Annotated in this window: 12 protein-coding genes and 1 pseudogene; 6 read left to right on the forward strand and 7 right to left on the reverse strand. The window is 44.9% G+C overall.

What is annotated here, in order from left to right; all coding sequences use genetic code 11:
• Positions 1-3 precede the first annotated feature (3 nt).
• The 4 genes from AC3A14_RS02600 to AC3A14_RS02615 form a co-directional block, all read right to left on the reverse strand.
• Positions 4-303 carry a (2Fe-2S) ferredoxin domain-containing protein gene (locus AC3A14_RS02600; RefSeq protein ID WP_318731451.1) on the reverse strand — a complete coding sequence of 100 codons (300 nt, stop codon included), beginning with the start codon at positions 301-303 and terminating at the stop codon, positions 4-6.
• A gap of 74 nt (positions 304-377) precedes the next feature.
• Positions 378-2,354: a CRTAC1 family protein gene (locus AC3A14_RS02605; protein ID WP_487778904.1), complete on the reverse strand. Its 1,977-nt coding sequence runs from the start codon at positions 2,352-2,354 to the stop codon at positions 378-380.
• Positions 2,355-2,421: 67 nt separating this feature from the next.
• The gene (locus AC3A14_RS02610) at positions 2,422-3,396 is read right to left on the reverse strand and encodes a cysteine synthase A (RefSeq protein WP_318731453.1); all 975 of its coding nucleotides are present in this window, start codon (positions 3,394-3,396) and stop codon (positions 2,422-2,424) included.
• A gap of 135 nt (positions 3,397-3,531) precedes the next feature.
• The gene (locus AC3A14_RS02615) at positions 3,532-4,170 is read right to left on the reverse strand and encodes a peroxiredoxin (protein ID WP_318731454.1); all 639 of its coding nucleotides are present in this window, start codon (positions 4,168-4,170) and stop codon (positions 3,532-3,534) included.
• Positions 4,171-4,415: 245 nt separating this feature from the next.
• Here AC3A14_RS02615 and AC3A14_RS02620 point away from each other — a divergent pair, with 245 nt between their 5' ends.
• The 3 genes from AC3A14_RS02620 to psaD all read left to right on the forward strand — a co-directional run bounded on the left by AC3A14_RS02620 (position 4,416) and on the right by psaD (position 7,404).
• Entirely contained in the window at positions 4,416-4,718 is a 303-nt protein-coding gene (locus AC3A14_RS02620; RefSeq protein WP_413039037.1) for a hypothetical protein, read from the forward strand.
• A 66-nt stretch (positions 4,719-4,784) separates the two neighbouring features.
• Positions 4,785-6,860 carry a DICT sensory domain-containing protein gene (locus tag AC3A14_RS02625; RefSeq protein ID WP_318731456.1) on the forward strand — a complete coding sequence of 692 codons (2,076 nt, stop codon included), beginning with the start codon at positions 4,785-4,787 and terminating at the stop codon, positions 6,858-6,860.
• A 118-nt stretch (positions 6,861-6,978) separates the two neighbouring features.
• Positions 6,979-7,404: a photosystem I reaction center subunit II PsaD gene (gene psaD, locus AC3A14_RS02630; protein ID WP_318719411.1), complete on the forward strand. Its 426-nt coding sequence runs from the start codon at positions 6,979-6,981 to the stop codon at positions 7,402-7,404.
• 255 nt (positions 7,405-7,659) lie between these two features.
• On the opposite strand, the gene AC3A14_RS02635 is transcribed toward psaD, so the two are convergent.
• Both AC3A14_RS02635 and AC3A14_RS02640 read right to left on the reverse strand, forming a co-directional pair.
• Complete coding sequence (locus AC3A14_RS02635) at positions 7,660-9,246, reverse strand: serine/threonine-protein kinase (protein WP_318719410.1); 1,587 nt, start codon at positions 9,244-9,246, stop codon at positions 7,660-7,662.
• Between the two features lie 568 nt (positions 9,247-9,814).
• Positions 9,815-10,177 carry a winged helix-turn-helix transcriptional regulator gene (locus tag AC3A14_RS02640; RefSeq protein ID WP_318731457.1) on the reverse strand — a complete coding sequence of 121 codons (363 nt, stop codon included), beginning with the start codon at positions 10,175-10,177 and terminating at the stop codon, positions 9,815-9,817.
• 165 nt (positions 10,178-10,342) lie between these two features.
• Here AC3A14_RS02640 and AC3A14_RS02645 point away from each other — a divergent pair, with 165 nt between their 5' ends.
• The 3 genes and pseudogenes from AC3A14_RS02645 to AC3A14_RS02655 all read left to right on the forward strand — a co-directional run bounded on the left by AC3A14_RS02645 (position 10,343) and on the right by AC3A14_RS02655 (position 12,363).
• Positions 10,343-11,047, forward strand: coding sequence for a glutathione S-transferase family protein (locus AC3A14_RS02645; RefSeq protein WP_318731458.1), 705 nt, complete (start codon positions 10,343-10,345; stop codon positions 11,045-11,047).
• A 32-nt stretch (positions 11,048-11,079) separates the two neighbouring features.
• Complete coding sequence (locus tag AC3A14_RS02650; protein ID WP_318731459.1) at positions 11,080-11,724, forward strand: peroxiredoxin-like family protein; 645 nt, start codon at positions 11,080-11,082, stop codon at positions 11,722-11,724.
• Positions 11,725-11,770: 46 nt separating this feature from the next.
• Positions 11,771-12,363: pseudogene (locus AC3A14_RS02655) on the forward strand (NAD(P)H-dependent oxidoreductase).
• 203 nt (positions 12,364-12,566) lie between these two features.
• On the opposite strand, the gene AC3A14_RS02660 reads toward AC3A14_RS02655, so the two are convergent.
• Positions 12,567-13,001, reverse strand: a complete 435-nt coding sequence (locus AC3A14_RS02660) for a DUF1810 domain-containing protein (RefSeq protein WP_413039038.1) — start codon at positions 12,999-13,001, stop codon at positions 12,567-12,569.
• Between the last annotated feature and the right edge of the window lie 51 nt (positions 13,002-13,052).

Consider the following 13,052-nt stretch of genomic DNA (forward strand, 5'->3'; position numbering starts at 1 on the left):
AATTTAACTGTCAGGGGGATGAAACTTCGGATATAACATTCCCTTGACCGGGTTTCCTCCCCTTAAATGCCGCTCAACCACCGCAGGCACTTCCTGGGGAGAAACCCGATAATACCAAACTTCTTCGGGTAAAACCAAAACCATCGGCCCGTTCCCACATTGCCCCAAACAGTGAACGGCTACAACCTCGACCCTATCGACCAGGTGCAGTTCAAACGCCTCCAACACCTGAGCGGCTCCCAAATGACGGCAACTTTGATGCTGACACACGCGCACCTGTTTGGTTAGTGCGGTTTCATCCATATTTCACCCTCTTTTTTTATATCGTTTCTTTAGTCTCTCAAAAAGTATGGGGGAGCCATCCGATCGATCCAAGTTTATGCTTGCTCAATAATCAATAATCGATCGAGGTCGGGATTTAGGATTTCCTGAACTTTACCATCAGGCCATGTAACTTGAATTGAGCTAATTGCATCTTGTTTTCCTAAACCAAAGTATAGGCGGTAATGCCCTTGCGATCTCCAGGCTCCTTCCGACTGTCCGACTTGTTGCAATTGTGTACCATTAGCCGTAGTGACTTTGATCTTAGCACCGATCGCGACCGAGTTTCCGGGGGAACCTTTCAATTCAATTTGTAACCAATGATTGTTATTTCCCAGATTTCGATACAGCAACACTTTGGATTTACTGTATTTAGTTAGCTCCGCAATATCTTGTGCTTTTCTTTGCCGCTTTTCCCACCAGGACATCTCTTCAGATTTTCCCATGAGTAAGTCGCGATCGCCATCATTATCTGCATCGAACCAAGTACAGTAAGCATACCCCCCGAATGTGTTTGGTGCACTAACTTCTAATAAATTTATTTTTTCAAATGTGTGATTTGACAGTTGGCGGTACATTCCATACCGTAAAGTATGTAAGTCTATCAACCCATCATTATCGTAATCAACCCAGTTCGCTGCAAATGCTCGATCGGGGAGTCCAATTAATTCTGGATCGACCCTTTCAAATTTACCCTGCACATTGGTAAATAATATACTCTGTTTTCTGGAAGCGGAGAATAAATCCAGGTCTCCATCTCCATCATAATCAGCGATCGTCAATTGATTCACTAAGCTCTTACGCTTATTTTCCCCTAACTTTTCGGCAATAAACGTTCCCGATTCATTTCTGTAGAGCCAAAAACTTATTTCATCAGCCCAAAATAAATCCATGTCCATATCGTTATCTATATCTAACCAAGCAAACCACCCCATTTCGGGTATATTTACATTTTTTTCAGCAGAAACATTGACAAAACGACCTTCAGCAGTTTGGCGATACAGTTGATTCGGATATATAGAATTAGGTGGCAAATGCCGTCCACACATAATGTAAAGGTCTAAAAGATTATCTCGATCAAAATCAACCCAAGCCACTTGTCGTGAAGCACAACCCTCTTTATCTAGCTCTACCTTCCCTCCAATATCTTCAAAACCGGAACTGGTTTGCAACATTAATTCATCTTTAGCATCCGGATCAAATTCTGATATCTTACCTTGCATTCCTGCTCTGGCAATCGCTACATCCATATTCCCTTCATTATTATAATCATTCCAAGCCATACCGTGTCGATCCATATAAGGTAAAGCATAAATAGGAGGTAGAGCAAAATCAACGGAAGTCGGAGATTCAAAACGAGAACCGATGTAAACATGAGTTATATCGGCTCCAGTGTTCAACTTAAATAGCGGTTGAAAAAACGGATAAAATGCTGGAAACTTAATAGATAATCGCCCATCTCCTTTCACCTTAAATTTTGCCACTTGTACCTTATCAATTCCTGCTGATAGGGCAGGTTTCTTGTCTATTTTTGTTGAGATTTCACCGGATTCTGTAGAGGTTGCTAAGAGAGGAACAATAATCAGACCTCCCATATTTTCTAAATTAGTTAGACCTTGGGAGGCAACTATTAATTCATAATTATGCCAATAGATATATAATCCTGGTTCTGTCTTATTTAACAGAGGATCGGGCACGGGTGAGTATGTCGCTTCATAGTTTTGGGGTAAACCCAACTCTGTTAGCCCATCTTTGAAATCTTCTCCTTGTTGATTCATTAAGAAGAGTTGGCGACTATTGTGATTTGTAGAATATATATCTAAAAATCTGTCTTGATTAATCTCAGCTACACCTAAGTCAAATAGTGAGTAAGAAAAACCGATGTCCTGCTGTATGAAACCAGAATGAGTATTTAATGGGTAGTATTTACTAAGATAAATATCCCTTAATTGATGGTATGGCTTGAATAAGACCAAAACTAGGGAAATCAATATCATTCCCACAAATATGAAAAGATTACGTTTCATTTTCATTGGTTTTTGGTTCCTCAAGGTTTAGAGTGCCAATTACCTATTATCCATTACCACGCCAAGGGTTATATTAATCCGGTAGCAAATTCTTCGAGGCTAACCACTCTCGATTATAAAGCTTGGACTGATAGCGAGCGCCCCCATCACATAAGACCGTCACAATCGTATGTCCGGGTCCCATTTGTTTCGCTAAAGCTACCGCAGCTCCCACATTAATACCGACAGAACCACCCATAAATAAACCATCTCGACGTAATAGCTGATAGAGAACGCGAATACATTCAGTATCGTCAACTTGAATGGCATCATCAATCGGAACTTCTTCCATATTTTTTGTAATCCGAGAATTGCCAATGCCTTCCGTTACCGAACTTCCTTCTGGCTTAATTTCTCCCGTCTTCACATAGGAATACAAACCGCTCCCCATGGGGTCAGCAACCACCACCTGAATATTGGGGTTTTTCTCCTTTAGGTATAGGGCAACTCCTGCATAAGTTCCCCCGGTTCCCGTAGCCGTAACCCAACCCTCAATTTTACCGTCAGTCTGTTGCCAAATTTCTGGCCCTGTGGTTTCATAATGGGCCTGACGATTGGCTAAATTTTCAAATTGATTCGCCCAAATCGCATTATCGAGTTCAGCCGCTACTCTCCCCGATAATTTCACATAATTATTTGGGTCTCGATAGGGTACAGCAGGGACAGTTTGAACCTCTGCACCGAGGGTTCGCAGGGCCTCGATTTTTTCCTGGGATTGGGTTTCAGGGATGATGATTTTACAGCGATATCCTTTAGCATTACAAATATGGGCTAAACCAATTCCTGTATTGCCAGCAGTTCCCTCAACGACTGTGCCGCCAGGTTTGAGGAGTCCTTGTTTTTCAGCATCTTCAATGATATACAGGGCGGCTCGGTCTTTTACTGAACCCCCTGGATTGAGGAATTCTGCTTTACCGAGGATTTCACACCCGGTCTCTTCGCAAAAGCTGTTTAATCGAATGAGGGGCGTATTGCCCACTGTGGCTATAAATCCTGCTTTGATATCCATCCGTTTAGTTACCGAACTTTATCTTTAGGGAATAGGGAATAGGGAATAGGGAATAGGGAACTAGGCAAGAATTTACCTCCGCGTCTGCGTGTCCCCGTGTCCCCACTTCCTCATCCTAGCGTGAAGCGCTATAACCTATTTGTTGGGCTGGGGAGTCATGCGTAAATAGGGTTTAACTTCTTCGTATCCTTTAGGGAATTTTTCTTTCAAGACTTCTGGATCTTTGAGAGAAGGTACAATCACGCAATCGTCTCCATCTTGCCAATTCACGGGGGTAGCTACTTGATAATTATCTGTTAATTGTAAGGAGTCAATCACCCGTAAAATTTCATCAAAGTTACGTCCGGTACTCGCTGGATAGGTGATATTCAGGCGCAGTTTCTTCTGGGGATCGATGATAAAAACGGTACGGACAGTTAAGCTATTTAAGGATTCTGGATGAATCATGTCATAGAGATCGGAGACCTTCTTGTCTTCATCAGCCAAAATGGGATAATTGATGGTTGTTTTTTGGGTTTCGTTAATGTCCCCAATCCATCCTTTATGGGATTCTACACCATCCACACTCAGAGCAATGACTTTAACATTGCGTTTATCAAACTCGGGTTTGAGTTTGGCAACCATACCCAGTTCTGTGGTGCAAACGGGAGTATAGTCTGCGGGGTGGGAAAAGAGTACAACCCAGCTATCTCCTGTCCAGCTATAGAAATCAATGTCACCTTCGGAAGAGGCTTGAGTAAAATTAGGAACTGTATCACCTAGTCGGAGACTCATAAAACTATCCTTTTTCGATCGTAGTTCGGTTAGTGATTGGACATCAAATACTATCGTCTCATAGGAGATTTCAGATTTTAGAGGCTTTACAATTCGTTATTTTATTTCACGCTTTAAGATATCTGAGGCGATCGCCACAATCTAGAATCGTCATACTCGAGTTGATTTAGCCTCTCTTCCTGCTATAACGGATCGTAACTTGCTTGTCCAGACTTTTAAGGATCGAGAATACGTTTATGCTCACGATTATTGATTTTTTCTTTCAACTGCTTCAAAGTATACAGCCTTTCGGGGTTCCGATTTGCTTCGTCAGTGCTTGGGTTTTCATGGCAGCGATCGCCTGGACGTTAGGTAGAGCCATGGGAGATACTCTAGCTCAGGCTAAACAAATGCATCAGATTCCCTGTGCCCATTGTCAATTTTTTACGAATGACTATCGGCTCAAATGTACCGTACATCCTCACTATGCCAATTCTGAGCGGGCGATCGATTGCCTGGACTATAAACCGTATCAAAGGGCCCAGGAACTCGATAGAATAAAAACTTAAGCGAACTAAACTTAAAGTAACTTAAAGTTAAGTGTGGAGTTGTCCTGACTGGGCCAAGCAGCATTAATGAGTAATTATCCTTCCGTGTTGGCAGACCTTTTACAAAGGTTACCCCAACTGCGATCGCAAATCTATTTTAAGCCGTCTTTGACCGCCCTTTCCCATGCTATGGAAGATCAGGTCTTGGCTGGGGCTGGGGCCGATCAGCCCTTAGTCATTGCTAATTTCCAGCGAGAACGGTTTTATCGCCAAGAGTCTCATCGCTATCGCCGCATTGCTCAAAAAACTGACCAGGTTTATGTTCTGGCTGCTCCAGAAACGGAATTTAAGAATGCTTCCCAAGAGTATGAAACGATTGCCTTTAGTTCCCAGGACGAACTCAAGCATGAATGGCATTTGGTGATTATTGGTCAACAGTATGCCACGTGTTTAATTTGTCGCGAACGCGATCCGTCAGGGATGGGATTGCCCGAAATTCCCTTGATGACGATGGATCAAGCACGACGCTTTGAGGGCATTTGGACATTCGATCGCCAAATTTGCGAACAGGCAGCCCAGGCCTTACTGTCTCGAATTTTAGAGTATCGTCCGGAATTAGCGGCTAAAGTGGAACAAGCCCAAACCCGGATCACACAAGCGCCTGCCTGTCAGATCTCTCATCTCGATCCGGCTCCCTTCGCCGAGCGCCTAGTGACCTATTTACAAGCCGGTCAGTATAAACTGGTGAAGGCCTATACCGCGATCGCCAACCAAGAGAAAAAAGAACGCTTAGTCAACTCCATTACTGATGCCATTCGTCGCTCCCTCAACCCAGAAGAAATTTTTCAGATTGCTGCCAAAGAACTCGGTCAAGCGATGGAGAGCTGCCGCTGTCTAATTTATCCCTGTAAAGCGTCTCAAAAGCAGGTGACCATCGAATATGAATACATGAACTCCCGTAAGCTCTCTTCCTTGAAAGGAAAAACTTGGCCCCTAACCGATCATCCCCTATTTTCCCATGTCATTAAGCAAAATCACCGCGCTTATCTGAGTAACTTAAACCCAGATGCCCTCAATCACCCTACCCTAACCGATCAAGTCACCCCCGCCAAAATCCATTCCTGGTTAATGGTTCCTGTACTCTACAAAGAGGAACTTCTCGGAATGATTGAAATTCACCACTGTGGCGAGAGTTCTTATACTTGGGCATCGAGTCAACTAGAAATGGTTCAGGCGATCGCCTCCCAAATTGGGGTCGCCCTCATCCAAGCCCAGGCCTACGCTAACCTCGAAGACCTCAACCAACAACTCGAAGCCCTCGATCGCACCACCCGCAACTTGATCGCCATCACCGGTCACGAACTGCGCACCCCACTCTCGACCATCCAAGTCTGTCTAGAAAGTTTAGCCAGTGAACCGGATATGCCCCAGGACTTGCGCCAGGTGATGCTCAATACCGCCCTAGATGATGCTGAACGCCTGCGAGAGCTGATCCAAGACTTCCTCACCCTTTCTCGCCTTGAAAGTGGCTCAGTAGACTGGAATCCCGAACCCCTACCTTTGGAAGAATGTATTGACCTGGCCATCAGCAGTATTCGCTCTCATCAACCCAATCAGGACTTACCCCAGATTATTACCCATCTTCCCAGGACTCTACCCCTGGTTCACGTCGATGGAGAATGGTTAGTTGAAGTCTTATCCAAACTCCTTGATAACGCCTGTAAATTTACTCCATCCCCGGGACAGGTCACCATCCAAGCCATCTGTAGTACCCAGACCCAGCCATTTCAAGAGCGAGTTCCTCCCCAAAAACGACCGCAGAATAACCAACCCATGATTTTAGTCACCGTTGAAGACAGTGGTCGCGGGATTGAACCCAATCGCCTAGAAACGGTCTTCGATCGCTTTTATCAAGAAGAAGGGGCCCTACGTCGCAGTACCGGTGGTACGGGTCTCGGTTTAGCCATTTGCCGTCAAATCGTCACTAACTGGGGAGGACAGATTTGGGCTGAATCTGGAGGGAAAAACCAAGGCTCTCAATTCCGATTTACCCTGCCTATCGCAGATAAAGGCTTATCCCAAGGCTCATCAAGAGGCTCATCAAGAGGCGATCGCCCCTCCCGTTCCCGTCGTCAGTCGCCCACTATTGAACGACACAAATAGAGCTTCCTGCCTATGAATTATGAACAACTGTAACAGTTCCTAACAAAATCTCTAGTCCACCCCCATCTCAGTGATACGATGCCATAAAAATCTTGGTTTAGAGGAGAGAGCTGTAACCATGAGTGAGACACTGACCGGACAAGCTCCCCTATTCGGGGGAAGTACTGGTGGACTACTCACCAAAGCATCAGTAGAAGAAAAATACGCCATCACTTGGACATCGCCCAAAGCCCAAGTCTTTGAGATGCCCACTGGTGGTGCAGCCACTATGCAACAAGGTGAAAACCTTCTGTATCTGGCTCGCAAAGAACAATGCTTGGCCCTCGCCTATCGCCAACTGCGGCCCAAATTTAAGATCAACGATTATAAAATTTACCGGGTTTATCCCAATGGTGAAATTCAGTATCTTCATCCCGCAGATGGTGTGTTCCCTGAAAAAGTGAACGAAGGTCGGGAATTTGTCGGTAAAATTGACCGCAATATCGGCAGCAATCCTGAGCCAGCAACCCTTAAATTTAGTGGTAAACAACCCTACGAAGTTTAAGGCACTCGACTCATATTCCTTGAGTACAGGCAGCGAAAGACTTCCCTAGAGGGTGTTTTTCGTCTCGAAAAGGGCGATCTTGGCGATCGCCCTTTTTTGTATAGCCAAAGCCCATCAAAAAAAGAACGTGATATCAAGTCTGGTGAATCAGATAGACTATCTCATTGCAAGTGGAACGGAGGGAAATGAAGCAATCTCCTCCATTTCTGTAATCTTGGCCTTTTATAGCGAACCTTCCTTATCCCCTCATTCAGGCTACTTTGCGCGCCCTTTCGGTAAAACCGTTCTCCAATTCGTTCTCGCTCGCTTTAACTGCTGCTCCGTCACCTTAGCGCCAGTTAAATTCGCCCCACATAAATTCGCCCCATTCAAATTTGCACTACTCAAATAGGCATAACTCAAATCAGCACCCCGCAGATCCGCCCCCTCCAAATTCGCATAATTAAAATAAGCGCGACTCAAATTCGCATCTCGCAAAATCGTCTGTTTTAAACGCGCCTTTGTAAAATCCGAACGAAACAAATTGGCACGAGTGAAATTCGTCTTCACAAACTTACATTCTCGGAAATTCGCCTCTGGAAATACCATTTCCTGAAGATTAAGGGCACTCAAATCATGATCCACAAAATCCCTACGCCCCTTAGCATAATAAGTGAGCAACTCTTGCTCCTTCAAACGAGTGGGAATCTTTGGCTTATTTGCTCCCGCACTTCCCCCCGAAGTTGGGCCAGAATTTGCTTGAGTTGAAATTGAGGTATTAGAAAGTCCTGTATTACCACCTCGCAACCTGGATTGGCGCGAACGAATCGATACCCCGAAACGAGAGAGATGGCTACTTGGGCCAGAATTCCCGGTATTACGACCTCCTGTCCCCCTAGAAGAGGTCTCTGTTGTCGGTTTTACTGGCCCCGTTAACATCCCTTGGGCTAAACTATCCAAATAAGGCTCTAACTCTAAAGCCTTCAAAATATCTTGGGCACACTGATAGCGATGTTTAACTGACCCATCGAGCATTTTCTTCAACACGCGAGTTAAATGATCGCTAATTTGTACCTGTCTTTCCCAAAGAATTTCGCCTGTCGCCGGATCGTAGCCCAAATCCTTTGGAGATTTAGCAGTTAACAAATAAATACAAGTTACACCCACTGCATAAATATCGCTGGCATAAACGGGTCTCAGAGCCATCTGTTCTGGGGGGGCATATCCTGGAGTCCCAATGGCAAAAGCCGTTAGAGCGGTTTGTTCCGAACTATTATCTACTGCTGTAGGATTCACCTGATCCTTAACTGCTCCAAAATCAATCAAGACCAACTTCTTATCCTGATTGCGGCGAATCAAATTAGCGGGTTTAATATCTCGATGAATAACCTGATTGGAGTGAATATACTCAATTACCGGCAACAGCTCACTTAAAAATTGCTTAATTCCTGCTTCGGTAAATGGCCCTCCCCGTTTTACCTCTCGGCTTAAGGTTGCTCCGCTAATGTACTCCTGAACCAAATAAAATTCCTGTTCAGTTTCAAAATAATCGAGCAAACCAGGTAACTGTGGGTGATTGCCAATTTTACCCAAGGTCTTTGCTTCTCGCCGAAACAGCTCTCTAGCCATTTGCAGGGTTTGAGGAGATGTAGAAGCCGGGCGCAATTGCTTAATCACACAATAGGGATTCCCTGGAAGGGATAAATTTTGAGCCAGAAAAGTTGCCCCAAATCCACCTTGTCCCAAGAGTTTAGAGATATGATAACGTTCTCGAAGCAGGAGTTTGGAGCCACAAGCAGCACAAACTTGAGCATTGGGAGAATTTTCTGGATTTGGACAAACCGGGTTAACGCAGTAGCTCATTGAGGCCTTACTCGCTTCTTAAGTTTGACTGCCAGGATAGGGCTATCCTAGATTGATTATGACGCAAGTTAAGCAGGTGTTCGATCGTCATTGTCGCTCTAATTACTACCTTTATCTGGGAGTTGAGAGTAATTATACCAAGCGACTGGCAGAGCAATCCAATCATCAATCACAATCTAGGTATGACTTTTGAGTTATGCATCCCTATTTATCATCATACATGCTCTTTCAAGAACTTGACAGTTAACATGGGGTAATGTCAACGCCTAAATTTCTCGGCGCGCACAGATCTCATCAGCAACTGTAATCCAACTCTTATCTATGTAAGCCTCCCACGTCGCTTCAATATGATTCTCATCTATTTTCCTTAATGAGGGTCAGCACAAGGGTCATCATACCGCAGCCTATATGTCGCATAAGGTCAATCTCTGTATAGTATTGGATAAGGAGATCGCTATAGATTGGGTCAAAACAGCAACTTCTGCGTATTCCCAAACCCTTCATTTATGTGGTTATGTGGTGATTTTTTCCAATTACCCGTTAGCATACCTGAAAATCTGCAATTCCTCTAGATATTATTAGCTTCTGACCAATTTTTGAGTTCTTCCAAAAAGCAGAGGGCAGTTTGGCCAAACTCGGTGATTTGGTAGGCGACGGCGATGGGGCGATCGCTCACTACTTCCCGTTTGACCAAACCCGATTCTTCCATTTCTTGCAGGCGCTGGCTCACCATCTTTTTACTGGCTCCCCCTAACTGTCGCACCAAATCATTGAATCGCACCGGGCCATCTTTGAGATGCCAGAGAATTGAGCCTTTCCATTTGCCCCCCAATACGCGCATTCCTCGCTCGATCGGGCAGGGTTCTAAACAAGGTTCTACTGCACTCTTGCGACCCTTGCTATCTGTAGTGATGTTGGTAACAGTACTCATAATAAACCTGGTTACTAAAAGTATACTGGTTGACGCTAGTTACTAGATTATTTATCTTAAGACATATAGCTCACCTGCACCATCACTGGCCGGATTTTGGGATGACGACAAGCACTAGCCGTCTCCTGTATCCGATTTACAATCCTTTCATGATCAGAGGTTGTTATGGCATCCCCCGATATTCATCTGTACACCGCTTCCACGATGAATGGTTGGAAGCCCGTCATCTTTCTCGAAGAGGCGGAGGTTGAATACGAACTGACCTACATTGACTTTGGGAAAAAAGAGCAAAAATCTGAGTGGTATATGAAGCTCAATCCCAATGGCCGCATTCCGACCATTGTCGATCGCAGCAATGATGACTTTGTCGTTTTCGAGTCGGGAGCAATTCTCTGGTATCTCGCCCAAAAGTACCAGAAGTTTCTTCCCCTCGACGAAAAAGCCCGGTCTCAAGCCTTGCAATGGCTGATGTTTCAAATGAGTGGCATTGGGCCAATGATGGGGCAAGCCATGTACTTTCAACGCATTGCCGCCCCTAAAGGAATTGAAGACCAATACGCGATCGATCGCTACGTGGCTGAGTCGCGGAGATTGCTAGAAGTTCTAGACGAGCAACTCGAAGGCAAAGCCTACTTATTAGGAGACGACTTTACCATCGTCGATATGGCCACGTATCCCTGGGCGCGATCGTACCCTTGGGCAAAAGTTTCCATTGAGGGACTCGATAACCTGCAAGCTTGGTGCGATCGCATTGATGCTCGACCTGCCACTCAAAAGGCTGTCACGATTCCTAAACCCTTCCCAGCATTTTTTGGCAAAGGGGATGAAGCCGCTTCCCAAGCCGAAAATGCCTCACGGTTTAATGCGTAAACGAACACTTAATACTCGTTGGAGAATTTAACATGACCCTCGCAAACGACTTAAACGCTCACAAGCAACAATTTCGCAGTAATGTTCCCCAAGAAACACAGAATGTAATGCAGCAGGCTACCACTGACTTAGGGGACTCCGGCATTCTCGAGCAAACTCTCAAGGTAGGCGATACCATTCCAGACTTCACTTTGCCAAACGCTACAGGGAAACCTGTGAATGTTAAAGAACTTTTAACGAAAGGCCCTGTAGCGATCGCATTCTATCGGGGCGGTTGGTGTCCCTACTGCAACCTAGAACTCAAGGCATTGCAAAATGCCCTGGCAAGTATTGAAGAGACTGGAGCCACTCTAGTCGCCATTTCACCCGAAACTCCAGATAATTCCTTAACCACGCAAGAGAAAAATGAGTTAGCGTTTCCCGTCTTAAGTGATGTAGATAATCAAATCGCTCGACAATTTGGGCTGGTCTTTAAGTTACCTGCTTCTCTGCTCCCTATTTATCAAAGTTTCGGCATTGATGTGGCGGCTCATAATGGCAATGACCATTTTGAATTACCCATTCCCGCCACCTATGTCGTCCAACCCAATGGCAAAATTGTGTATGCCTTTGCAGATGTCGATTACACCAAACGGGCAGAACCCAGTGCTATTGTAGATGCTTTAAAAGGGCTGTAATAAATTCGATTGCCCTTATCAACCATAACCCCAGGAAATTTTAACCATGCCCAATATCTTCATCATCAATGGCCACGAAGAATATGCCATCTCCCCGGACAAACTCAACGCCGCGTTAGTTGAAAAAGCCCAAACTCTTCTGAGTGCCAAAGGATATACCCTCAAAATCACCACGATGAAAGATGATTACGACATTGAAGAAGAAATCGCCAAACACCAGTGGGCTGATGCGATTATTCTCCAAACTCCCGTAAATTGGATGGGGGTGACATGGAGCTTCAAAAAATACATGGATTATGTGTATTCTGCTGGTCTGGATAGTCGGCTCTGTAACGGTGATGGCAGAACTCGCAAAGACCCCAGCAAGCAATATGGCACGGGTGGAACGTTGACTGGTAAACAATACATGCTTTCCCTGACGTTTAACGCACCTAAAGAAGCCTTTAACGATCCCAATCAGGGTTATTTGAAGGCAAAAGTGTAGATGATTTGTTCTGGCCGATGCATCTTAACTTTAAGTTTTTTGACATGGAGCCTTTGCCGACCTTTGTTTGTTTTGATGTGATGAAAAACCCAGATATTGAAAATGATTTTATCCGGTTTGAATCCCCTCTCGATCGGCACTTCAAAGGATCTTAGACAGCTCCACTAAAAAACGTCAGTTTTGGTTAAGCGATCGCCATCTCCGAAAATGCCAGAACAGGGATACAGCGCTTTGCGCTCTGGGTGGAGAAATGGAGGAATGAGGAATTGAACAACAGCCCTTATCTAGCGAGTGAGCGATTCTAGGTATCTTTAAAAAACAGTCCTTTATGTACGGCATAGCAGAGGAAACTGCTGTATCATCCCTCGCCTCCTAACAACTCCAACGTTTTGGTATCTCGTTCCCCGTTGTAAAACCGATCCAACACTTGCACAAACACAGAATCAGATGGTGACACGGCTGAAAATAAGGTGGCACACGATCGCAATTTTAGGTCATCAGGGGAGCTAAAGATGTCATGTGCCGATCGCCCAGCGATCCCTAAAACGGTTGTTGTACATTCGAGCAGGCGATCGCCTAAAACTGGATGCTCTAAATAGGCTCTAGCTTCATCTAGACTTTGGATGGCATACTTTTGTGACATCAGGCTAAAACCCAAGCCTTGATACTGGGGGAAAATGTACCACATCCAATGAGATTTCTTCTCACCGGCTCTCAGTTCAGCCAAGACTTTCTCATAGATTGTCGCTTGTGCGCCTAGGAAACGTTTCAGGTTGTAGCGATCGCCGTTCATCATCGGGTTTATAACGAATTAGATATCCATGAATACACAATTCAGCATAAC

This window comes from Roseofilum sp., assembly GCF_982964205.1.